Source organism: Pseudoalteromonas sp. OF7H-1, from assembly GCF_022347825.1.
In the GTDB taxonomy this organism is placed as follows: Bacteria; Pseudomonadota; Gammaproteobacteria; order Enterobacterales; family Alteromonadaceae; genus Pseudoalteromonas; species Pseudoalteromonas maricaloris.
The window spans coordinates 54,770-75,980 of the sequence record NZ_JAKRFX010000013.1 but is presented as its reverse complement, the minus strand read 5'-3'; the positions used below and the strand labels follow the sequence as shown (position 1 = coordinate 75,980).

Annotated in this window: 20 protein-coding genes and 1 pseudogene; 12 read left to right on the top strand and 9 right to left on the bottom strand. The window is 42.2% G+C overall.

What is annotated here, in order from left to right; all coding sequences use genetic code 11:
- The 3 genes from MHN30_RS16095 to MHN30_RS16085 are packed head-to-tail and all read right to left on the bottom strand — an operon-like array spanning window position 1 to window position 1,837.
- The gene (locus MHN30_RS16095; RefSeq protein WP_130165122.1) at window positions 1–543 is read right to left on the bottom strand and encodes a cupin domain-containing protein; all 543 of its coding nucleotides are present in this window, start codon (window positions 541–543) and stop codon (window positions 1–3) included.
- Window positions 540–1,226 (bottom strand): acireductone synthase, encoded by a 687-nt coding sequence (gene mtnC / locus MHN30_RS16090; protein WP_130165121.1) that lies wholly within the window; start codon window positions 1,224–1,226, stop codon window positions 540–542. Before mtnC ends, MHN30_RS16095 begins: the two co-directional genes overlap by 4 nt.
- A complete protein-coding gene (locus MHN30_RS16085) occupies window positions 1,223–1,837 on the bottom strand; it encodes a methylthioribulose 1-phosphate dehydratase (protein WP_130165120.1) in 615 nt (204 codons plus the stop codon). Before MHN30_RS16085 ends, mtnC begins: the two co-directional genes overlap by 4 nt.
- Window positions 1,838–1,939: 102 nt before the next feature.
- Between MHN30_RS16085 and MHN30_RS16080 the strand changes: the two genes are divergently transcribed.
- Window positions 1,940–3,079: a methionine aminotransferase gene (locus tag MHN30_RS16080; protein ID WP_130165119.1), complete on the top strand. Its 1,140-nt coding sequence runs from the start codon at window positions 1,940–1,942 to the stop codon at window positions 3,077–3,079.
- A complete protein-coding gene (locus MHN30_RS16075; RefSeq protein ID WP_130165118.1) occupies window positions 3,067–3,837 on the top strand; it encodes an amidohydrolase in 771 nt (256 codons plus the stop codon). The genes MHN30_RS16080 and MHN30_RS16075 overlap by 13 nt, the downstream gene beginning before the upstream one ends.
- 76 nt (window positions 3,838–3,913) lie before the next feature.
- On the opposite strand, the gene MHN30_RS16070 is transcribed toward MHN30_RS16075, so the two are convergent.
- The 5 genes from MHN30_RS16070 to MHN30_RS16050 form a co-directional block, all read right to left on the bottom strand.
- On the bottom strand, window positions 3,914–7,216 hold the full coding sequence (locus tag MHN30_RS16070; RefSeq protein WP_130165117.1) for a methyl-accepting chemotaxis protein: 3,303 nt from the start codon (window positions 7,214–7,216) through the stop codon (window positions 3,914–3,916).
- A gap of 142 nt (window positions 7,217–7,358) precedes the next feature.
- Window positions 7,359–10,697, bottom strand: a complete 3,339-nt coding sequence (locus tag MHN30_RS16065; protein WP_239360337.1) for an amidohydrolase family protein — start codon at window positions 10,695–10,697, stop codon at window positions 7,359–7,361.
- Window positions 10,698–10,829: 132 nt separating this feature from the next.
- A complete protein-coding gene (locus MHN30_RS16060) occupies window positions 10,830–12,989 on the bottom strand; it encodes an ATP-binding protein (RefSeq protein WP_239360382.1) in 2,160 nt (719 codons plus the stop codon).
- Window positions 12,990–13,141: 152 nt separating this feature from the next.
- Window positions 13,142–13,798, bottom strand: a complete 657-nt coding sequence (locus MHN30_RS16055; protein WP_010376437.1) for a response regulator transcription factor — start codon at window positions 13,796–13,798, stop codon at window positions 13,142–13,144.
- Window positions 13,799–14,026: 228 nt separating this feature from the next.
- On the bottom strand, window positions 14,027–14,398 hold the full coding sequence (locus tag MHN30_RS16050) for a histidine triad nucleotide-binding protein (RefSeq protein WP_010376435.1): 372 nt from the start codon (window positions 14,396–14,398) through the stop codon (window positions 14,027–14,029).
- A 172-nt stretch (window positions 14,399–14,570) separates the two neighbouring features.
- Here MHN30_RS16050 and MHN30_RS16045 point away from each other — a divergent pair, with 172 nt between their 5' ends.
- Window positions 14,571–15,179: a DUF2057 domain-containing protein gene (locus tag MHN30_RS16045; protein WP_130165115.1), complete on the top strand. Its 609-nt coding sequence runs from the start codon at window positions 14,571–14,573 to the stop codon at window positions 15,177–15,179.
- A 114-nt stretch (window positions 15,180–15,293) separates the two neighbouring features.
- Here MHN30_RS16045 and MHN30_RS16040 read toward each other — a convergent pair.
- Window positions 15,294–15,784 (bottom strand): annotated as a pseudogene (locus tag MHN30_RS16040) (tyrosine-type recombinase/integrase).
- A 218-nt stretch (window positions 15,785–16,002) separates the two neighbouring features.
- Between MHN30_RS16040 and MHN30_RS16035 the strand changes: the two are divergent.
- The 9 genes from MHN30_RS16035 (at window position 16,003) to MHN30_RS15995 (ending at window position 21,090) form a co-directional block, all read left to right on the top strand.
- The gene (locus tag MHN30_RS16035) at window positions 16,003–16,287 is read left to right on the top strand and encodes a hypothetical protein (RefSeq protein WP_130165114.1); all 285 of its coding nucleotides are present in this window, start codon (window positions 16,003–16,005) and stop codon (window positions 16,285–16,287) included.
- A gap of 113 nt (window positions 16,288–16,400) precedes the next feature.
- Window positions 16,401–16,787, top strand: a complete 387-nt coding sequence (locus MHN30_RS16030) for an energy transducer TonB (RefSeq protein ID WP_130165113.1) — start codon at window positions 16,401–16,403, stop codon at window positions 16,785–16,787.
- Between the two features lie 120 nt (window positions 16,788–16,907).
- Complete coding sequence (locus tag MHN30_RS16025) at window positions 16,908–17,384, top strand: YfbM family protein (RefSeq protein ID WP_130165112.1); 477 nt, start codon at window positions 16,908–16,910, stop codon at window positions 17,382–17,384.
- A 122-nt stretch (window positions 17,385–17,506) separates the two neighbouring features.
- A complete protein-coding gene (locus MHN30_RS16020) occupies window positions 17,507–17,983 on the top strand; it encodes a hypothetical protein (protein WP_130165111.1) in 477 nt (158 codons plus the stop codon).
- 80 nt (window positions 17,984–18,063) lie between these two features.
- Entirely contained in the window at window positions 18,064–18,459 is a 396-nt protein-coding gene (locus tag MHN30_RS16015; protein WP_130165110.1) for a hypothetical protein, read from the top strand.
- Window positions 18,460–18,583: 124 nt separating this feature from the next.
- Window positions 18,584–19,282 carry a hypothetical protein gene (locus tag MHN30_RS16010; RefSeq protein WP_130165109.1) on the top strand — a complete coding sequence of 233 codons (699 nt, stop codon included), beginning with the start codon at window positions 18,584–18,586 and terminating at the stop codon, window positions 19,280–19,282.
- A 112-nt stretch (window positions 19,283–19,394) separates the two neighbouring features.
- Window positions 19,395–19,928, top strand: a complete 534-nt coding sequence (locus tag MHN30_RS16005; protein ID WP_130165108.1) for a hypothetical protein — start codon at window positions 19,395–19,397, stop codon at window positions 19,926–19,928.
- A gap of 82 nt (window positions 19,929–20,010) precedes the next feature.
- Complete coding sequence (locus MHN30_RS16000; protein ID WP_130165107.1) at window positions 20,011–20,583, top strand: hypothetical protein; 573 nt, start codon at window positions 20,011–20,013, stop codon at window positions 20,581–20,583.
- 126 nt (window positions 20,584–20,709) lie between these two features.
- The gene (locus tag MHN30_RS15995) at window positions 20,710–21,090 is read left to right on the top strand and encodes a hypothetical protein (protein WP_130165106.1); all 381 of its coding nucleotides are present in this window, start codon (window positions 20,710–20,712) and stop codon (window positions 21,088–21,090) included.
- The last annotated feature ends 121 nt before the right edge of the window (window positions 21,091–21,211 follow it).

Genomic DNA, 21,211 nt, shown 5'->3' with positions numbered 1-21,211 from the left:
TTAATCAAGTAATGGAAACTGCTTTGCAATTTCAGAGTCCGTGCTTTTTGCAACCCAACCCTCTTGATTATTGAATAGGCGAATGGCGGTAAATTCTGGATCGCTACCCATATCGAACCAATGAGGCGTATTTTCTGGCACTGAGATTAGGTCACCTTGCTGACATAAAACTTGGTAAACCTTATCGTTTAAGTGTAAGCAGAATAGCCCTTGTCCTTTAACAAAAAAACGCACTTCATCTTCGCTATGAGTATGTTCAAAAAGAAATTTTTGTCGCAACTCCGAGGCACTAGGGTTGCCCTTTGCGAGTGAAATCACGTCGACAGTTTGATAACCGCCTTGCGCTTTTAATCTTTCAATATCGCGCTGGTAGGCACTAATAATGTCGTCTTGTGACATTTCAGCTGTGATATCGGTGTTAGCCTGCCATTGTTCAAAGCGTACGCCTTGCTCTGCGAGCAAAGATGCGATGATGTTTGCGTCTTGCTCTTGTTGTAAAGCTTGGCTTGGATTCTGTACCTGGTAGATAGTCAGTTGACTCATGAAAATGCCCCTTCATCAAAATGGTCAAAGCTTGATATAACTGGATGTTCAGGTGATGTTGTTTGTGCATCTCTAAACAGTTGTAATGTGTGCATACCAGCGGCCTTTGCTGCGTCTAGCTCGGCTACGATATCGCTTAAAAAGAGGATTTGCTCTGCTTCATACGGTAAGGCTGCAATAATGTTCTGATACGCCGAGACTTCCTGCTTAGCACCCACTTTAGTATCAAAGTAGTCACTAAATAGCGGGCGAATGTCACCATAGTCTGAGTGCGCAAAAAGTAGCTGCTGCGCTTTCACTGAACCCGAGGAATACACGTAGAGGTTGCGACCATTCGCTTTTTGTTGTGTTAAAAACTGGTAGGCATCTTCGTACAAATGTCCGGTAAAATCGCCGTTTGTATAGCCAAACTGCCAAACGAGACCCTGTAGCTGTTTTAATGGCGTGATTTTTTTATCTGCGGCGATCCACTCAAGTAGTGCGGCAATCACGGTATCAATATCAGCGTTGGCATTATCCAATTCTGCTCTGACGGCACTAATTTGCTCGGCAACGGCGGTGTCATGCTGATGGTCGCGAATAAATTGCGGTAAATGCGCAGCGGCATACGGGAATAGTATCTCTTTAACAAATGAGATACGGGTAATTGTCCCTTCAATATCTGTTAAAATGGCTTTGATCATTGGCGCCCCTCCAATTTAATGCGTTCTAATTCGCAGGCAAATAAAAACTCTAAGCCCTCAATATGACGACGAGTTTCTTGTACTGTACGGCCCACTGCGTATAACCCGTGACCTCGGATCAATACACCGTGTATAACCGGTGTAGTTTGATGAGATTGCGCCACGCGCTGTGCTAGTCGCTCTATATCCTGATCGTTATCGAAAATAGCAATGGATAAGGTTTCTTCATGCGATTGAATGCCAGACAGTGACTTTTGCATTTCATAACCACTGATCTGAAATTGCTCGCCTTGAATAAATCGCGATAACACAGTCGCAGCAACGGAATGCGTGTGTAATATACACTGTGCACTCGCGCATAATTCATATAATTTTAGGTGCAATGCGGTTTCAGCTGAAGGCTTGCCATTACCTGCAATGATGGTGCCTGTGGTGTCTAATTCCAGAAATTGTTCTGGTGTTAATTTACCTTTATCAAAGCCGCTGGCCGTGACAACAAAGCCAGAGTCTGTTTTGATAGAGAAATTACCACCAGTCGCGGGAACCCAGCCTTGCTGAGCAACCCAAGCTCCTGCGTCGATAAGCGCGAGTTTTGCGGCTTGTGTGTGCATAGTTAACACCTATAAATTAAATGCGTTTGGACGGCTATACATCTATTTTGAGCAATGATAGCATCCACTCACGATTAGCACCATAAGAAAGAGAGTGTTGCAGTGAAAAGTAAGTTACCTCAGGTTGGAATTAGTATATTTAGCCAAATGACGGCATTAGCGAACGAGCATGGTGCGATCAACTTATCGCAAGGCTTTCCGGAGTTTGATGCGCATGATTACCTAAAATCGCAACTGAGCCACTATGTTGGCGAAGGTCAAAACCAGTATTCGCCTTCTGCCGGCGTACCGAGCTTGCAAGCACAAGTTGCGGCATTAATTGAACGTCGCTATCAGGTGAGGGTTTCAGGACAAGAACAGATCACGGTGACCTCGGGTGCAACGGAAGCACTCTTCGTGGCAATTCAGGCAATAGTATCTGAAGGGGACGAAGTTATTGTATTCGATCCGGCTTACGACTCTTATGAGCCTGCAATTGAACTTGCTGGCGGGAAAGCCGTGCATATTGCATTGACTGCGCCGCACTACCAAATTGATTGGCAACAAGTCGCAGCGAGTATCAACCCAAATACCCGTGCTATTATCATCAATACACCGCATAACCCGTCGGCTAAAACGCTGAAGCCGTCAGATTTAGAGCAACTAAAACAGCTGCTAAATCAGCATGATCTGTTATTGATCAGTGATGAAGTATACGAGCATATTACCTTTGATGGTTTGCCCCATCTGAGCGCATTAACTGATCCTGCATTGTTTGAGCGTGCGTTTGTGATCTCTAGCTTTGGTAAAACCTTTCATAGTACAGGCTGGAAAATGGGTTACTGTGTGGCGCCAAAGCAAATGACTGTTGAATTTAGAAAAATCCATCAGTATGTAACGTTCTCAAGTTTCACTCCGGCACAACTTGCATTGGCTGATATGCTTGCTGAACACCCTGAGCACGTTGATGAGCTGAGTGGATTTTATCAACAAAAACGCGATGTTCTGATTAAGGCGTTAGCGTCAAGCCGATTTACGCTATTACCAAGTGAAGGGACTTATTTTTTGCTTTTGGATTACAGTAAAATTTCTGATCTTGATGATGTTGCCTTTTGTCGCTATCTGGTGGAAGAGGTTGGGGTTGCGGCAGTGCCACTCAGCGTTTTTTACCAACAAGCACCTGAAGACAAGGTCATACGATTGTGCTTTGCTAAGGAAAACCAGACATTAGAAGAGGCTGCAAAACGCTTATGTCAACTTTAACCGTTACCCTTGTTCAAACAGATATCCAGTGGCTTTCACCTGAGGCCAACTTTACCCATATTGAACGTTTGTTAGAAAATGTCGAGCCAAGCGATTTAATTTTGCTACCAGAAACATTTGCTACCGGCTTCGCCGTAAAAGAGCCGGATGTTGAGCGCTATGCTGATGCAGCCATCGAGTTTTTACAGCAATGTGTTCAGCGCTTTGGAGCTGTTGTAGCAGGCAGCGTACTGGTTCCGCAAGGAGATAAAAAGGCCAACCGTATGGTGTGGTGCCAGCCGGATGGAAAGATACTTCATTATGACAAAAGACACTTATTCTGTTTGGGTAATGAGGGGGATTTTGTGGTTGCTGGTGAGCACCGTGAAGTGTTCGAATTAAAAGGCATTAAATTCTTACCGCAGATCTGCTATGACTTACGTTTTCCAGTATTTCAGCGTAATCAGAACGATTATGAGGTTATGATTAATATTGCAAACTGGCCAGCGGCACGCCGAAATCATTGGGATACTCTACTGGCTGCTCGTGCAATCGAGAATCAGTGCTTTGTGCTTGCGGTAAATCGCGTAGGTGAAGATGGGTATGGCACTGCGCATAATGGCGGTACTAAAGCGATTGACTTCAATGGTAAGAGTCTTGTTTCGGCAGCAGATGACCAAGCAGAAGTTATTACCGTAAAGTTAGAGCTGAGCGACTTGCAGCAATATAAAGCTAAATTTCCAGCCCATCTCGATGCGGATAAATTTACGCTGGCATAATACACATTGGTACATGCATAACATGCCCAACTAAAAAGCTTAGTTGGGCATGCTCTAACTCGAAACTCAACAGGCCCTAAGATGCATTATATTGATGCACAAGCAATTCACCTTCTCTGCCAGTGGCGCTATAATCATTCTTTGATAAACGGAAATAGCTCAACTGGGTGCGCATTTCATGGGCTTGCTCAGCCATTTGCCTCGCCGCTGCCATCGTTTCTTCGGTAATTGCAGAGTTTTCTTGAATAAGATCCGTTAGCCTTTGCACCACCAAATCCACTTCTTTAATGGCTTGTTGCTGCATTGAAGTCGACTCATTGATTTTAATGATGTTGTTATTTACATCACTCACGGCACCAACGATTTGTTGCAGCTTTTCACCGGAACTATTGGCAAGTTCAGTCCCTTGCTCTACCTTTTGATTACTGTTTGAGATAATTTCTTTGATTTGCTTTGCAGAAGCGGCGCTACGCCCTGCCAGCTCTCGTACTTCGTTTGCAACGACAGCAAAGCCACGGCCATTTTCCCCTGCTCGTGCCGCTTCAACGGCAGCATTTAGTGCCAGCAGGTTGGTTTGAAACGCAAGTCCATCAATCACCGATACAATCTCATTAATGTCTTTACTGGCTTTGTTCACTTCAATTATTGCAGCTACGGTTTGGGCAGATAAACTGCCTCCTTCTTTGGCTATGTTTTCTGCGTTTGTTGCTAGTCCTACGGCATCACCAGATTGGTTTGAAACTTTAGTGAGTTCATCTAACATATTGCCGGTGCTGGCACTGGCTTCTTCTAAGTTTGCTGCTTGCTCTTCTGTGCGTTGGCTGATTTCGGTGTTACTCGCCGCTATTTCACCGGCACTTTGAGCAACATAATTTGCTGCGGCTTGGATCCCTTCGATTACACTGGTGAGTTTTTTAATTGTGGTATTGGTGTCATTCTGAAGAGACTTAAACACGCCAAAATATTCACCCTTTACTTGATTACTTAAGTCACCTTGAGCAACGTTAGCCAATACACTGCTGACTTCGGAGATAGCCCCAGAGACCTGTAAAGTCGAGTCATTTACATTCTCTTTAAGTTGTTGCAGTTGACCTTGTAGTGGCAACTCTATTTTTTGACTAAAGTCTCCTTCGGACATTGCGCCCATTACGCTGCCGAGTTCTTCAATGACTTGATTGAGGTTCTCGACCGAACGGTTAATATCACCTTTGAGATTATCGAGCTGGCCAGACATCGCAGATTGAATGGTGCGGTCAAATCGACCATGGCTAATAGCCATCATCACCGTAGAGATTTCCGAGATAGCAACATCAACGGCGGTCACAGAAGCATTGATATTATCTTTAAGTTGCGCGAGCTGACCCGTTGCTGCTACGTCCACTTGTTGTTTAAAGTCGCCGTTGCTGACGCCAGCCATCACAGTGCCGATTTCTTTCATTACTCTGTCTAGGTTTGCCATGCTGGAGTTGATATCTTGTTTTAAGGTATCTAATTGGCCTGCGAGAGGGGCCTCGAGTTGCGCAGAAAAGTCGCCTTGGCGTAGTGCAGACATAATCGTGCTGATACCGTCAATCGCACTGCTAAGGCTGCGTACGGAATTATTTACCGAATCTTTGAGCTGCGCTAGTTTTCCTTTAGCGGGTACGGTTACTTGCTCCTTAAAGTTACCCTGTTCAATATTAGTCATGACATGAACAATACCGTTCATAGTCGAATTAATCGATGCCAAAGAATCGTTAATATTATTTTTGAGCTTGTCTAAATCGCCAGACATGGGAGCATTAAGTTTGGTATCGAAGCGACCATTTGCCATATCGATGGAAATTTCATTCAGTTCAGAAATAGCTCGGCTTAACGTATTGGCACAGTGGTTAGTGGCTTCTTTTAGGGTTTCTAGCTCGCCCCGACACGGTACTTTTATGCGGTCGTCAAACTTGCCCGAGGCCATTTGATTCATGACGCGATTAGCCTCAGTGATAGAAAGCTGTAAGGCATCCAGTAGTGAATTAAATGCCTGTGCACTGTTGCCTATTTCATCGTGGCTACGAATGGGCGCTCGCAATGAAAAGTTGCCTTCCTGCTCAACTGATTTCATGGTTTCTACCAACTCGTGAACAGGTTTGGTAAGCGTTTTTGAGAACCAGTAGGCGACTATCAGTACTAACACTATAGTGACCGCTAAAATAATCATCAGGTATTGAGAGAGCGAGGTGATAGAAGCAAATGCTTCCGCTTCGTCAATTTCGGCAAGCAGTGCCCAACGGGTATTAAAGACTTCGACCGGTGTATAGGCAGACAACACGGCTTCGCCGTTGTAGTCTTCAATAACCTGTTGTCCAGATTGATTATTTAATGCTTGAGAGACTGCAAGCGTGGCTACCTTGCCGCGTTCAGGGTATCGAAATGAATTCACCACGGAATGATGTTGTGGATCTAAGAATGAGTCTGAACGCATCAGACCCTCAGGGCCGACTAGGTAGGTTTCACCACTTTCTCCTAAGCCTTCTCGCTCGGTCATAATGGCATTGATGGCATCAATAGATAGCTGTGCAGCTACAATTGCAATGGTTTGGCCATTCACCACGATAGGTTTGGCAATAAAACTAGCGGGGGCATTATAGGAGGGGAGGTATTGTTTGTAGTCTGCGAAAGCGCTGATTGTTGGATCCGCTGAGTCCTTCAGTTCTCGATAAAGAGAAGCTAGATTACTATTGGCATAAGGACCCGATTCTAGTGACGTAGCAAAATCAACCTCTTTAAATACAGAATAGACAATATTTCCATTACTTGGGTCAATGATAAAGATATCGTAAAACTCATAAATGTCGGCGATATTAAGCATATATGGATGGTAACTGCGGTGAGCAAGGTCATAACTATCTAAGTGACCGGTTTCAATAAATTTGTACTTTTCACCAACTGGGTAGGGGTTGCTTGCTAAGTAACGTGCTTGCAGCGCAAGCCCAGACTCTGAAATGTTACCAATGAGCCTTGCTGTGCTCGTATCTTCGGGGTTTTCTTGATTGAATTTAGGTACGAACACTTCATCATAAAATCGAGATAATTTGGCATAGTTAATATCGGCCTGAGCGCTAGGAAAGCTGGTAATAAACTCTTGTGCAATCACAGGAAGCAATGGGTTTGCTGTAAAGGCATCGAGTTTATCCTCAACGGTCTTAAAGTAGCGATTAACCGCGCTTTTTTTGATCTCACTAACGGCACCAAGTTGTGAATATACTTGCGCTGTCATGGCATTCGATGCGGTATTAAGTGCGATGGAAATAATTACTATCAACGGCACGAGCGCGACGATTAGAAATGCAAAAATCAGCTTTTTAGTTAAATTAAGAGAGTTAAAAAATTGCGAAAACCCAGACATAACCTAATTCCCTGTTGCTATGGAAGTACCTATAACAGCATAGAACAGTATTGATTAAGATCTAGACAAAAAATAAAAAACCCGGCTATCTAGATAGCCGGGCTTGTAAACTTAACGTTTCACTCTTCAATCGTGCTACGTATTAGTGTTTCCAATGATAGGTATGGGCCTTTTCTTCCATATACTCAGCAGTTGCTGGATGCATTTGGGTTTGCGCGCCATTTTCGAAGAAGAAAGGCTGACGTTTATTGTCATAGTTGCCGATTTCATTCATGGTTGCCGCATCGTAGACACGGCCATTGATCACGGTGTAGGCAACTTTCTCTGAATCACGGATGTTAGACAGCACATCACCATCTATGATGGCAAGATCGGCAAGTTTTCCTTGTTCAATCGTACCAAGGTCACGGTCCATACCTAGATATCTTGCACCGTCGATTGTACCGCTGCGAAGCGCCTGCCAAGGTGTAAACCCGCCTTGTGCCATAGACCATAATTCCCAATGTGCAGCTAGACCTTCACGCTGGCCGTGAGCACCAATGTGTACAGTCACACCCTTATCGCGAAGCTGTTTTGCGGTTTTGGCGACATTGATATGGTTATAGTGACGTTCAGGTGCTTTGCTTGGACGAATTGATCTTGGCTTTACCACATACTCAGGAACGAAGCTCATTAAGCGCTCGTTTTCCCACACATTAGTGTGTTGATACCAGTATTCTTCGCCAGAGATACCGCCATAGGCGACAACAAAAGTTGGCGTAAAACCAACGTTTGTTTGTCCCCACATTTGTTCGATATCAGAGTAAATATTCGGGATCGGCAGGGCATGTTCAACACCGGTATGACCATCGACTATCATGTTCATGTTGTGTTGGAATTTTGAACCACCTTCAGGCACAACCATGATTTCCATGTTCTTCGCCGCTTCCAATACTTGCTGACGTGTCTCACGGCGAGGGTGGTTGTAACTCTTCACTGAAATAGCACCAGCGTCTTTTAGGCGTTTAACGTGGAACTCTGCGTCTTCAAGGTTACTGATTGGTGTTTTATAACCTGGCGCGTGGCCAGCATATAGAATACGTCCAACAGAATAGGTACGTGGCGCGACTGTTAAACCCGTTCTTTGTAGTTCTGCCATAGAAAATACCTCGGCAGAGTTATTTGATGGATCATGGATAGTCGTCACACCAAAGCTAAGATTAGAATACTGATTCCAGTTTTGCTGTGGCTGTAGGTTATAGCTACCGTAACTACCATGTGCGTGGGCATCGATAAGGCCTGGGATCACGGTTTTACCGCTAATATCCATTACTTTAGCTGTGCTAGGAACGTCTAGTTCACCTTGCTTACCGACTGCAACGATGCGATTCTCTTTGATTAGGATCACACCATTGTCGATGATTTCTTGTTCGTTCTCAGCGTTGCGCATGGTCACTACTTTACCGCCAACTAGCGCAATCATACCTTCAGGCTTATCTGCTTCTTGCTCAAAACTCAAGTCGATGCCGTCAGCGGTTAGCTCGTCGGTGTTGTCAGATGCACCATCGACGAAAGCGAAAGTGTCAGTCAGTTTGCGCTGATAAAGTGTGGGACCAAATGCCCAGGTTAGCGCGCTGCTGTCTGCTTTCCAATTTAGGAAATCACCAGAGTACTTTGACACTTGCTTAACTGGGAAAGCTTTCTCACCCTTGTTAATGGATAAGGTTTTACCTGTACTGGTAAAAGGTGCAACAAATGTATTGAAATGCTCGATAAATGCAACGTATTGGCCATTTGGAGAGACTTTAAAGTCAAAGACATAATCACCTTTGAAGTGGCTACGTTCTTCTTGACCATTGAGGTTAACACTTTTTAGTTCGCGATGTGTTTCATCACTCATGGTGGAGAAGTAAATGCGCTCAGAGTCTGCTCCAAAGTGCGGATTGTCACCGCTTTTAATAATGCGTTTTGCTTCACCGCCGTTAGCATTAACTAGATAAATACCAGGGTGCATTGACCAGTCACCGCTTAGCAAGTAGCCGCCGGTTACCTTTTTAAATAGCACGTTTTTGCCATTTGGTGAAAAGCTCGGTGAGATATAGTGACCAGGTTCTTGGGTGATCACTTTACCTTTACCACCGTTTGCAGATACAACACGTATTGCGCCTAAGTCTTTATCATTCCAAGTTGTGTAAACAATAGACTTGCCATCGCGAGAATAGCTTGGGTAGAACTCAAAGTGGTCAGTTTGCTTAGTGAGGCGTTTTACTTTGCCTGACGCAATGTCTTTTACGTAAAGGTAGCCAAGCGCTTGGAATAGTGCAGTTTCACCATCAGGAGAAATTTGAGACCAGCGTGCAAGTTTGACTTTAAAGGTGTCAGGCGCGACATCTACCGCAAAGCGTAGTGCCGGTGTGATTTGTTTTTCAGCGACAACGCGAGTAGGGATGACGTTGACCTCGTGCGATGCAATATTGACGCGGTTGAATACCCCTTTCGCCCAAAAAACGAGGGATTTACCATCCGGCGTGTAAGCAAAAGAAGGTGTGTTGCCATGTGCGCCATTGGCTTCTTGTAAATCGCGATCAAGGCCGGCATAAACACGAGTTTCGACGCCTGAGTGTAGATCTTTAATATATAAGGAACCGACCATTTCGTTGCCGTTATCTTCGCGTTTAACAAACGCAATAGATTTGCCATCAGGACTGACGGTTGGACGAATAGCACCGCCAGCACCACGGATCACGGTCTCTTCTTCACCGGTTGCTAAGTCCCAACTACGAATTTCGAAAACAGCATCGAGCGAGTTTTTGTTATATTCCCAGCGCACGCCAGAGGTCGCATCAACTGAGTAATAGATTTTCTTGCCATCGTGAGAAAAAGCGGGTTCTGCAACGTTCTTTTGCGATTTTGCACCATGTAGACGCTCACGGACCAACACGCCTTTACCACCGCTGATGTGATACATACGAATAGAGCCACCTGGGATGGTACGCCCCGTTACTTGACCTTGCTTAACTGCAATGTATTGACTATCAGGCGACCATGCGGGGTTGTGAACAATATTATTCACTTCTTTTGACACCTGACGCAGGTTTTGGCCATCTGCGTCCATCACCCACAGGTTATCGCCACCTGCGCGATCGGAGATAAATGCGATGTGTTTACCATCAGGCGAAAACTTAGGTTGAATGTTCCAGCCCATGTCGGATGTTAAGGCTGTTGCTTTACCACCGTCAATTGGCATGATGTAAAGGTCGCCAAGCATATCAAAGACGATGCTTTTACCATCAGGGCTAACATCTAAGTTACTCCATGTGGTTTCGTTGGTATCGATGGTGATGGTTTGCTTTTCACCTGGAGGGTTGAGCACATCCCAGCCTTTTGTTGACTTCTCTTCTGTTTGCGTGGCTGCAACGGCATCATCGGCGCTGGCTGGCTGAGCCAAACCAATCACTGCAGCACCAATAGCAATGGCTAATGGTGATTTAAAAAATGACATAGATGTTCCCTTAATTTTATAGTTATTGCCCAAGGCGAGCGGTTTGCCTCGGTTAAATTAGCCTTAATGTAAATGCTTACTAAGCATGAACAAGTTTTATTATGATGTCGAACAACATGCGTTTAATGACGCCTAACCCATTGCCTCTTTACGAACGAAGTGGAGATATGCTGCGAGACTGTCTTGCCATAGCGTCATGGCTTCTGTGAGCTCATCATGGCAAGATTTACCATCCAATAAACGGCGCTCTGCTTTTTTCAAGTTTGAGCCATAGCGATTAAATCCGAGTTGTAAGGCGGTGCTGGCTTGACGATGAAGCTGTCTGATACATTGATCTTCGTCCTGCTCTAATAGCTGCTGAATATGGATGAGTTTATTACGAGCCGACAACACAAACTCGTTGTATATCGATGAGACTTCATCTTCACTAAATCCAGATTTTAGGGCGTTTACCGCCGTTTCATCGTACAGGATATCGGGCAATTCCACGCTGACATTGGCTTTTTTAGGAGACTGCGACTCACTAAGCGCTTGGCGTAATTTTTCTTGTTTTATCGGTTTGCCAACAATATCTCGAATGCCGAGTGCCAAGTATTCTTTTACCTCATCTGGACTGAGGCTAGCAGTAAAGGCTAGAAAAGGGGTTCGTTTGTTTTTATGCTCACAATTTTGTAGCTGCTTTAATACTTCTTGCCCGGAAAGATCGGGTAAGTTCATGTCTAACAACACCACATCGAAATGGTGCTGTATTAGCATCTCGATGGCGCTTTTACCATTGGTTGCCAATTTAACCTTATGCTCATCTTCTGCCATAAACTCAATAGCGATTTTTTGGTTGAGATCTAGGTCTTCGACCAACAGTACTTTCAGACCAGTGATACAATTATCGTGCTGCGGGCGCTGCTCCACTAAGCTCAGTTCACCAATGTTTAGCAGTAAATCAAAGCTGAATGTACTGCCTTTGTTAAGCTCACTTTGAATATCTAGCTGTGAATTCAGACGGTTGAGTAGGCGACTGGTGATGGCAAGCCCCAAGCCTGTGCCACCCTTAACTTTACCTGCACTACTTTGTACGTATGGCTCAGTCAGTTTATTAATATCTTCACTATCAATACCTGGCCCTGAGTCCGTGATACTAAAGCGCACTTTATGCTCAATTTGTTGGTCTTTTAAAATCTCAACTTTGAGTTTTACTTCCCCTTTATCAGTGAACTTAATGGCATTACCAACGAGGTTGATAAGAATTTGTCTCAGCTTTTGTTGGTCAAAGTAATAGCACACCTGATCGGGCAGCTCGTACACCAGTTCAAAGTGCAGTTTCTTTTGCTCTGCGAGCGGACTTAACAATAAGCAAAGGTTTTGTAGCCAACTTCTAAGCTCAACGTCCTCTTCGTACAAGGCTTCATCACTTTGCTCCAAACTGGCGTAGTCTAGTACTTTATCAATCAGTAAGTTTAGCGATTCAGCAGAGTTTACGATGGCCTCACAGTAGGCCTTGTTGCGACTATCTCTGGTGCGTCCTAGTACGAGTTGGGCGCTGCCTAAGATGCCGTTAAGCGGAGTCCGTATCTCATGACTGATCGTTGATAAAAACATACCGCGCAGCTCAAGGTCTTGTTGTGCCTTTAATGCAAGTTTATTAAGGTTTTGTTCTCTTTGCTCGTTACATAACAGCGCCATACCTGTTGCATAAAAAATAGGTGCAAGAACGCCATTGAAGAAAATAGTGATGGTAAACCAGTTCTCTTTGAAAAGCGTGAAATGCGTTACTTCTCCCATTAAGAGGGTTCTGCCGGTAAATATCACCAATATAATAAGTAAAATGGTGATATAGACTATGCTGCCGTTAGGGTATTTATTTCGTGCAAAGCGGCTAAAGAAATAGAGCAGGAGTGTCGCTTCAGCTAAGTGTTGTAAGTCCGAGATAAGGATCCTATCTCTCAAGTTTGGAGAGAAAATACTGCTGTACATCAACAAAATGAAGAGCCCAGCAGTAACGCTGAGAAACACTTTAAAGGATGGGCCTTTAACCCCTAAAAATTGCCTTATCGCCATGCAGTGGATAATGGAAGCCGCAAACAGCAAGGTATTAGCAATGGGTATAGTTTCCCAGTTGTCAAAATAGCCGTGTAATGCAAAGGAAGAAATCGCACAGAGCAAAACCAGAGGGTAAAAAATATAGAGCAGCGTTCCGGGTGTGCTTTTATTTGCTCGCCACGTTAAAAAGGTAAGGAGCGCCATCATTGCTGTCATGACGAGACTAGTTAGGTAGAGGGTTTTTGGGTCGAGCATGTACCTAAGGCTGCTTTCAGTTGCGAAAAAACTTAGCATAGAGGTATTCGCCAAGGCAGTAAAGCCTGTATGAAGCTGAAGCCCCGATATCGCGATGTCAGCGCTGTCTTTCACCCGCCAACTTGCGTCAGCAGGTTAAAGACAGATGAAGCTTAGCGGATCTCGTCAGGAATATTCTGCTGAGCCCACGAAAGGAGTTCGATACGGTTACGACATTTGGTTTTACGAAATGCACTGTACAAATGCGTTTTCACCGTATGTGGACTGATATTTAGCTCTTCAGCGATCTCTTTGTTTTTCGCACCCTTACTCATTAGCGCGATAATTGCTTTTTCTCGCTTAGTGAGCTTAACAGGTTCGATATCACCTTCGGTTAGTTTATGTAATGCATCTTTATTAAATTGCAGCATGCGATTTAACACATTACACATCACGTCACGGCGATACCACAGTTGATCTTCAAGCAACAAACGGATCCCTTTCATTAGCACGTCGGCATTATCTGTCGTGTAGAAGACACCACGAATCCCGCTTAGCAGCGCACGATTGGCCAGCTCTGGGTTTTCATCTAAGTTGAATAGTACGATATCGCATTTGACTTTGAGGTTGACTAGTTGTTCTTTTAATTTACCCCAAGAATCGTTCACTGCGGTTTCGATGAAAAGTAATCGAGTGCCTTCAGGCACATCTGAGATATCAGTTCCAGTCGTAACATCCAACCCTTGGGTTTTTAACAAAGGTTGTAACACATTGATACCAATGGTGTTAACCGGTTCTTTATCTAATAACAAAAAAGCACTACTGCTCATTTTAGGACACACTCTAATTTTTCCGATTTCTCAATGCTAACATGGGATTCAGACCTTTTGTATTAGAATTTTTAGTACAAGATAGAGAAATCCGCTATATAACAAAGTGAAATAATAAATCGAAATTATGTACAGAATATGTATTGAAATGTAATTTGTTGAAATAAGTAAGCTTTTAGCATTTTCTGTTAATAACTTACTTATTTACATTGCTTAACAGAGAATAATCTAAACTGGTACTTTTTTCGTATTTTGATAAGGCGGCCAGCCCATTTCTTTTCCAGCTAATACATGTAGATGAAGGTGATATACGGTTTGACCACCGTGATCATTACAGTTCATCACTACACGATAACCATCTTCTGCAAAGCCGTGCTCTTTCGCTAATTTGGCTGCAACAACATACAAATGACCAACAAGATGAGCATTTTCTTCCGTCACGTCGTTGATGGTCGCAATTGCTGTTTTAGGAATAACTAAGACGTGAAATGGCGCTTGTGGATTAATGTCTCTAAACGCGAGTGCTTGTTCATCTTCGTAAACGATGTCTGCTGGGATCTCTCGATTAATAATTTTGGTAAAAATAGTTTCTGAACTCATGGTCCTTCCTTATCTGCATATTGAATTGCTCTAGCATAGCTAACTCTCAAGGAGACTCAATAGATTTGATGCGTTATCCCGCTGCGCATCAATTAAAAGGGTAGAGATATAAGCAGGTATGCAGTAATCTCATCAAGGTATAATGATTTGGTACTCACGAAGGAGTGAATAGATGCGCTTAAAATATACGCTTGCGACCGCTGTTTTACTGTTGTCACCGCTTTCACAGGCTGCGTTGCTAAGTTTTCCTGAAGAAATTATTCCCTTGCAAGTTGATGATAAAACCATTGAACACTCATTCTTCTCCAAAGTGCGAGAGCTAGACTTAGCAAAAGGTGAGTATGCGGTCAAAATGCGTTACACCGACTTGTATGAAGTGGGCTATGACGACCACGAAACCATAGAGTCGAAGCCATTTTGGGCAAAAGTAAGTATCGATCAAGACGGCGAGTATCAGGTTGAATTTAACCGACCTGACAATGTGGTTGCGGCAAAGGCATTTGCAGATCAGCCGTTGATTATGTTGCAAGCACCCAATGAATCGTTAGCGACAACATTGGTGGTGACGCAAGAAAGACCTAAATTAACGGCGACGATGGTAAGTGAGCCTTCAACATCCACTGCTCCTCGTTATTCAACGCCAAGCACTGCCACACGAGCAATTACGCCAGCGGCGCCTAAATCAGCACATCCAGATGTGGTTGGCATGTTGGACTATTGGTGGCAACAGGCAACCCCAGAACAAAAACGGTTGTTTTTGGAAAAAATAAAGGGCAATTAAGCCCTTTATCTGAATAAGTCTTAATTTTATCTATTAGTCTTTATTAACGAGATTCAATCAAATAGGGCCGTTGTGTATGAGTCAGAAACGAACCCGCAGGTGACCTATAACAAGCTAGAAAACTTTGCTCAAAGGGCTAACAACACCGTTTGCGCCTTGCTGTAAAACATGAGTATATATTTGCGTTGTCTTCACATCGGAATGACCAAGTTGAGCTTGCACGGTTCTAATATCTGCACCACTTTGTAGTAAATGAGTAGCAAATGAATGTCTAAAAGTGTGGGGCGTTATAGGTTTTGTTATTTGTGCTTTTTTGGCTGCCTCTTTAACCGCTTTACGTACTCCTGTTTAATTATTTGCTTATACAGAAAAGATAATGCATTTAACGCTGGCGCTTGTTTTTTAGGCGACACATTACGTTGAAGTACAAGGTAGTTGAGATATTCGACAACCTCGTTATCGCCCATTGAAGCTGGGTTACGCTTATCATGAAAATGAATTTGGGAAGAAATCCACTTAAGATATGTATCAACGGTTCTGAGCGAATATTGCTTAGTCAGCATAAACTCTGCAATGTGGTTTAGAAATGATGAACGAGTTCTCATTGAGCTAGTCCCAATTTAGCTGTATTTATATACAGTGTTATTGTGTTTCTTCTATCGTCAAGAAAACGACTCACTGGGTCGTTTTTATCCTTTTTAAAGTTTCTATAATGATTAAAAATATATCTGTAGCAACAAGTTAGTTATTCTGATAAAGCTGGTACAATGAGAATAATGACCCATTGGGTCGATACTAAAATGTTATGTTGCTAGGGAAAATTATGAGTATCAGTGACAAGTGGGAGCTAATATCAGCAGAGTTACTCGCAGCATATAAATTGCTTCCGACTGAAATCAAAGAATCTGACTTTGGCTACTGTGAAGAAGACTTTCTTGAGTACTTATCTGTGAATGAACTTCGTCTAGCTATGGAAGAATTGGATGGTGTTATAGAGGGCAATGAAAGCCCAGGTCATTTATTTTGGGAGCATTTAATAAAAGCTGCCACTCTAATGAGTCGTCCTGAGCATGCTAAAAAATACGAGCAATATAAAGTCGCAACATAACAAGGTAAATCAAAAAGTGCGGACAAAAAACAGTTGGCTTTGTTCGTGCCTCACAAATTTTAGCCAACTATTTTTAGCCGTTAATTTGCGGCGTTATGTACTCAGGAGGCATCGTGATTAGTACATTATTACTTTTAGCTGGCGTTCAGTTTGGTGTCACTAAAGCATGCAATGACCCTGACATTGAGTTTCTAGATGAACCCATTAGTATCGCCACATCAATTGAAGGTAAGTTCAGTATTTTTGAACCCAGTACAATACGGTTTAATTCTTCGTTGCCTTCTGCCTGTGCCTTAACAAATACAGAAGGTACCGTAGAATTCGATGTAACAAATGAAGGTAAAGTAATAAACCTTAAAATATTGAGCCTCAATCCAATTAGAATACACTCACGTGCAATATTGAGAGGGCTTAGAAAGGCAAAAGCCTTACCCAAAGCATTTGGTACTGTCGGTAATAAAGTACACGTTAAATACATACAGTTTAAAAAGAGAACATAACAAATTAATTAAACAATGGACGCAAAACAGCAGGCTTGCGCTCATTCTTCGCTAATTTCAGCCTGCTATTTTACGCCTTTTATTAAGGCGTTATGTTTTCTTAATCAAGGAGTTCACAATATGTCAATGATAGCGTCATTAAAAAGCGTGAGTGAAGAACGGCTAAATGAGATATTGGCAGAGCCGTCTAAGCTAGTATCGTATTTATATGAAGACGACAGTGGCAAAGCGTGTGACGTCGATAAAGCGTGGCATGCAATTCATTTCTTACTAAATAAAAGTGTTTGGGAAGCTACTTCTCTGGGCGGTTCTGTATTTTTAGGGGGAATACCTATTTCTGATGAAGATGTTGGTTATGGCCCAGCTAGATATTTCTCGACTGAACAAACTAAAGAAATTTCGTCCGAATTATCGAAAATATCTGAAAATCAATTGTTAGAGAATTTTCTTAATCTGGTTGATGAATCTGAAATTTACCCAAGCTTTGAAGACATAGAGGAAGATAGAAAGTATATCACCCAGAACTTTATTCATTTAAAAGAGTTTTTAGCTGAGCTTGCAAAAGCTGATAGTTGTCTAATTAGCTATATGTGCTAATTAGACAACAAGTGCCTAAACCAAAGGACGCAAAACAGCAGGCTTGTGCTCCTTTGTCGCCAATTTTAGCCTGCTATTTTGTGCCGTTCACGGCAAGCGTTATATGAATAAGGTGAAGCGTTGTGCATCTTTCTGATTATGTTGCCTTAGTTGCAATCTACTTACTTTACAAGGCATTGAATGAATGCCTAAAAGGTAAACAGCCTTCAGCTCCAGCAGCTGTTGGTCGAGGTTTAGGTATTTTAGCTTTTGGGCAGTTTGTCACTTTAGGTCTTATGAATTACTTAGTAAGCCGTTTGGGTACTGAGACTTTTCAGCAATCTAGTGCGGAATATGTCGCAATGCTATACGTACCAATTGGCATTATTTATACTCTTCTCGCGGGCTATATCGCAGCTAGAACCTATGAGGACACCAAGAGTATGAATGTCAAAATGGTTGCTGGTATCGGTCTGTTACCGCAAGTTCTATTTACTGTGTTTAATTTTAATGAGGGCGTATCCTCTTATTTAGCTCTTGTATTGCTCATTCCTTGTGTATTCATAGGGGGGCATTTGAATAAATATTCATATAACAAAACCTTAAAGGCGGATTCGTAACAGTTGGCTCGGCTCCGCTTCACATTTTAGCCAACAATTACTCACCGTTTAAGGTGGCGTTATGTGCCTTGGAGGGAATCATGCATATTGCCATTAGTTTTAAAACATCTATGTTTGATGTCTCAAAGGAAAATAAGAATCCTGTTAACCCAATTTATGGCGAATCACTCTTAAAATGGTTAAAACAAGAATTGGATTCCGAGTTTGAATTTACAGAGCCTGATGCAGAGGATTGGGGCTGGTATAGCTACATTACATGGAATAACCGTCAATATATGCTTGGCGCATCCACTTACTTCGAAGAGGGTGATGATCCCAAATCAGAATTAGAATGGGTGTTCCAAATAGATAAACCTCGTTCCCTTAAAGAAAAACTCCTTGGTAGAGAAAAGATATCAACCGCTGACGACTGTGTGTTATTTTTTAAATCAAAGTTTGAGGCACAACCAGAGATGAACTCTGTAGTCTTTGAGTAATAGGCATATAACAAATTAATTAAACAATGGACGTAAAATAGCAGACTTGCGCTCATTCTTCGCTTAGTTTAGCCTGCTATTTTTTGACGTTTATTTGCGGCGTTATACCCCTAAAGGAGTTTAGATGTTACGCACCATATTAATTTCTCTAATTGTTATTTTATCGGGATGTGCAAGTACACAAAATGAAAAATTAACTTCTAAAAGAATTGGTGTGTTAACACCTGAGTCACACAATAATCAATTCTGCTACCTCTACAAAGGCGTGACAGTTTTCAATAATGAGTCAGCACGTGAGGAACTTAGCCCTAACTTTTCTAACAGTTTTAACGCATCTGTGGGTAAGGGCATCACAAAGTCGGGGAATATACCAGTATCCCTAGGCAAATTACCTGCCCATAAGATCTCAAGTTATTTTGAACGTAAAGAATGGGATCATTCAATTACTCTTACTAAGGATGGTCGCAAGTATATTGAGAGCTTGCTTGAATCAAATCAAGTTGATTATATTCTCTTACCTTGGTTATATGATTTAGAACGTTGTATGGTAAGCGTTGAAGTTGGTTACTCTGATTTAGAATATGCACTTGACTCTAACGTTCAACTTCATCTTCTCAATGCTCAAACTTTACAGCATATACAGTCTAGACAAGTAAGCTCTGTAAATTCAATGAGACCAATCTACTTACCAAAAGATAAGGCTGCTCCCACTATTACTGACAAGGCTAGACTATCTGAGAAGCTCTATGTTGAGCTTGAAGATGATGTTTTTAGGCTTCTAGATGGTGATTGCTGCTATTCAAAAAGAAATGATTTACCGTAACGGGGTATAACAAATTAATTAAACAGTGGACGCAAAACAGCAGGCTTGCGCTCAATCTTCGCTTAGTTTAGCCTGCTATTTTTCGCCGTTTATTTGCGGCGTTAGGTTTACTATGCGCCACATTCTAAAATTAGCGATAATTACACTTCTTTTGGTAGGTTGCTCGTCACTAGGCGGTTTTGTTGAATCGAGTGCTCCGGACGAAAATTTTATTGATATAACAGGTGGTATCGACAGAAGCTTTTCATACAAATTTAAGGTGGAATATCGAACAACCACTGAGCTAAATCAGTGTACAACGTACCATCTGGCATTAGGAAAACGTATTGCTCAGCAGTTCGAATTTGACTACTACCCTGACATAAAAGGATCTGCATATTCGGTTAGATTGCCTTTACAAGAATTAGAACCGAACACACCTTGTAATTGGAAACCAGTAATGGCTTTTTTGTGTGTAAATTCAGCTGGCAAAGAACCAACATCTTGTACAAGTATCTTTTCATTTAGAGGGGGGCAAGATATAGGCCCCGTTACAAGAATAGAATGCACCAATAGTAACTTTTGCTCAGACAGTGAAAGTAATATTGGTAGTGGCGCTATAAATGAGTTTAACAGGGTATATCAAGTTGATATTGTTGCTAGATAAACCTAACAAATTAAATCATCGGAAAATCGCTCGCTGCGCTCGCATTTTCCACTGTTTAAAGCGTTATATGGCTAAGGAAAGTATGCGTAAATTTTTAGTTTTGATGGTATTTTTAGCTTCTAGCTTAGTTTATGCCGACTCTGACCCTTGCGAGTTAAATCAGTACCCTGTCAAATGGAAATCCGATTTAAGCCATCCCGTATCTTATGAGCTACCTGCAATTTTCTATAAAACTAACAACTCAAAAGTTATTGTCTCTGTTTCAAAAGCGATAAATTTTGCTGAAGGTAATATGGAAACTCATAAACCTTATTTGAAAAGCGCCAAAGAATACATAATTAATAGCTTGTCTGAATTACCGAAAAACAAACTTGTGGATCATTCAAACCTTTGGATCACGACAAAAAGATTGCAAGGGCAAGAGTTAAATAAAGCAATTCATGTTATGGCGGGTTACCACGGGTTATTCGAAGGCTTATTGTTAAACAATGAAGCATCGGTAAGTATTAATGAAAAACTAATTGCCTCATCTAATACTGTGTATATGATTGGTAAAGGCCTTGCCCCTGTTCATGGTTTGGGTTATGTTCACAAGCTTATTGTTTCCAACTCTAATGACATAATATTTTCTAAATGTTGGCTAGATAGCAAATAGCCATATAACAGACGCATTAATGAATGGACGTCTAAAGCTTGGCTGCGCTCATTCTTCGCTAATTTTAGCCAAGCTTAATCCGCCCATTATACGGGGGTTGTAACCCCGAAGACGTTAGAGTGTTCTATGACTACTTGTAAAAAGTGTAAAAGCAAAATTTTACCTAAAATGGTGAGTGCTGGTAAATCAACAGCCTATTTTTGCCCATTCTGCGGCGCTTCTCAAAGTAAGTTTGGTTTTAAAGAATTCTATATTCTATTCAATGCACTCTTATTACTGTGGTTTACTGCTTTCTTCAATCATCATATAAGTGCTGGAAATGTTACATGGTCACCCATGATGCAAAAATTAGCATTTTTGGTGCTTGGTTCTATTGTAAGCTTGATTTTCACTTTTTATAAAGTTTCAAAAAAACAAAAGGGTCACTGGAAACTTTATAATTCCTTGTCCTTTGTCGTTATGGTTTTGTCTATTGCTCTTTCAGCATCTCAGGTATGGGGGTTATAACACATATGAACGTTATCTGGTCAAGAAGGAATCAATGACACCCACCATTAGAAGGAATCAATGACACCCACCATTATTTGTATCTATGCTGAAGGAATCAATGACACCCACCATTAGAAGG

What these genes read in the sequence shown, in the direction of transcription:
- MHN30_RS16095 (WP_130165122.1), bottom strand. Translation starts at nt 543, where the DNA reads ATGAGTCAACTGACTATCTACCAGGTACAGAATCCAAGCCAAGCTTTA.
- mtnC (WP_130165121.1), bottom strand. Translation starts at nt 1,226, where the DNA reads ATGATCAAAGCCATTTTAACAGATATTGAAGGGACAATTACCCGTATC.
- MHN30_RS16085 (WP_130165120.1), bottom strand. Translation starts at nt 1,837, where the DNA reads ATGCACACACAAGCCGCAAAACTCGCGCTTATCGACGCAGGAGCTTGG.
- MHN30_RS16075 (WP_130165118.1), top strand. Translation starts at nt 3,067, where the DNA reads ATGTCAACTTTAACCGTTACCCTTGTTCAAACAGATATCCAGTGGCTT.
- MHN30_RS16070 (WP_130165117.1), bottom strand. Translation starts at nt 7,216, where the DNA reads ATGTCTGGGTTTTCGCAATTTTTTAACTCTCTTAATTTAACTAAAAAG.
- MHN30_RS16065 (WP_239360337.1), bottom strand. Translation starts at nt 10,697, where the DNA reads ATGTCATTTTTTAAATCACCATTAGCCATTGCTATTGGTGCTGCAGTG.
- MHN30_RS16060 (WP_239360382.1), bottom strand. Translation starts at nt 12,989, where the DNA reads ATGCTCGACCCAAAAACCCTCTACCTAACTAGTCTCGTCATGACAGCA.
- MHN30_RS16055 (WP_010376437.1), bottom strand. Translation starts at nt 13,798, where the DNA reads ATGAGCAGTAGTGCTTTTTTGTTATTAGATAAAGAACCGGTTAACACC.
- MHN30_RS16050 (WP_010376435.1), bottom strand. Translation starts at nt 14,398, where the DNA reads ATGAGTTCAGAAACTATTTTTACCAAAATTATTAATCGAGAGATCCCA.
- MHN30_RS16045 (WP_130165115.1), top strand. Translation starts at nt 14,571, where the DNA reads ATGCGCTTAAAATATACGCTTGCGACCGCTGTTTTACTGTTGTCACCG.
- MHN30_RS16035 (WP_130165114.1), top strand. Translation starts at nt 16,003, where the DNA reads ATGAGTATCAGTGACAAGTGGGAGCTAATATCAGCAGAGTTACTCGCA.
- MHN30_RS16025 (WP_130165112.1), top strand. Translation starts at nt 16,908, where the DNA reads ATGTCAATGATAGCGTCATTAAAAAGCGTGAGTGAAGAACGGCTAAAT.
- MHN30_RS16015 (WP_130165110.1), top strand. Translation starts at nt 18,064, where the DNA reads ATGCATATTGCCATTAGTTTTAAAACATCTATGTTTGATGTCTCAAAG.
- MHN30_RS16010 (WP_130165109.1), top strand. Translation starts at nt 18,584, where the DNA reads ATGTTACGCACCATATTAATTTCTCTAATTGTTATTTTATCGGGATGT.
- MHN30_RS16005 (WP_130165108.1), top strand. Translation starts at nt 19,395, where the DNA reads ATGCGCCACATTCTAAAATTAGCGATAATTACACTTCTTTTGGTAGGT.
- MHN30_RS16000 (WP_130165107.1), top strand. Translation starts at nt 20,011, where the DNA reads ATGCGTAAATTTTTAGTTTTGATGGTATTTTTAGCTTCTAGCTTAGTT.
- MHN30_RS15995 (WP_130165106.1), top strand. Translation starts at nt 20,710, where the DNA reads ATGACTACTTGTAAAAAGTGTAAAAGCAAAATTTTACCTAAAATGGTG.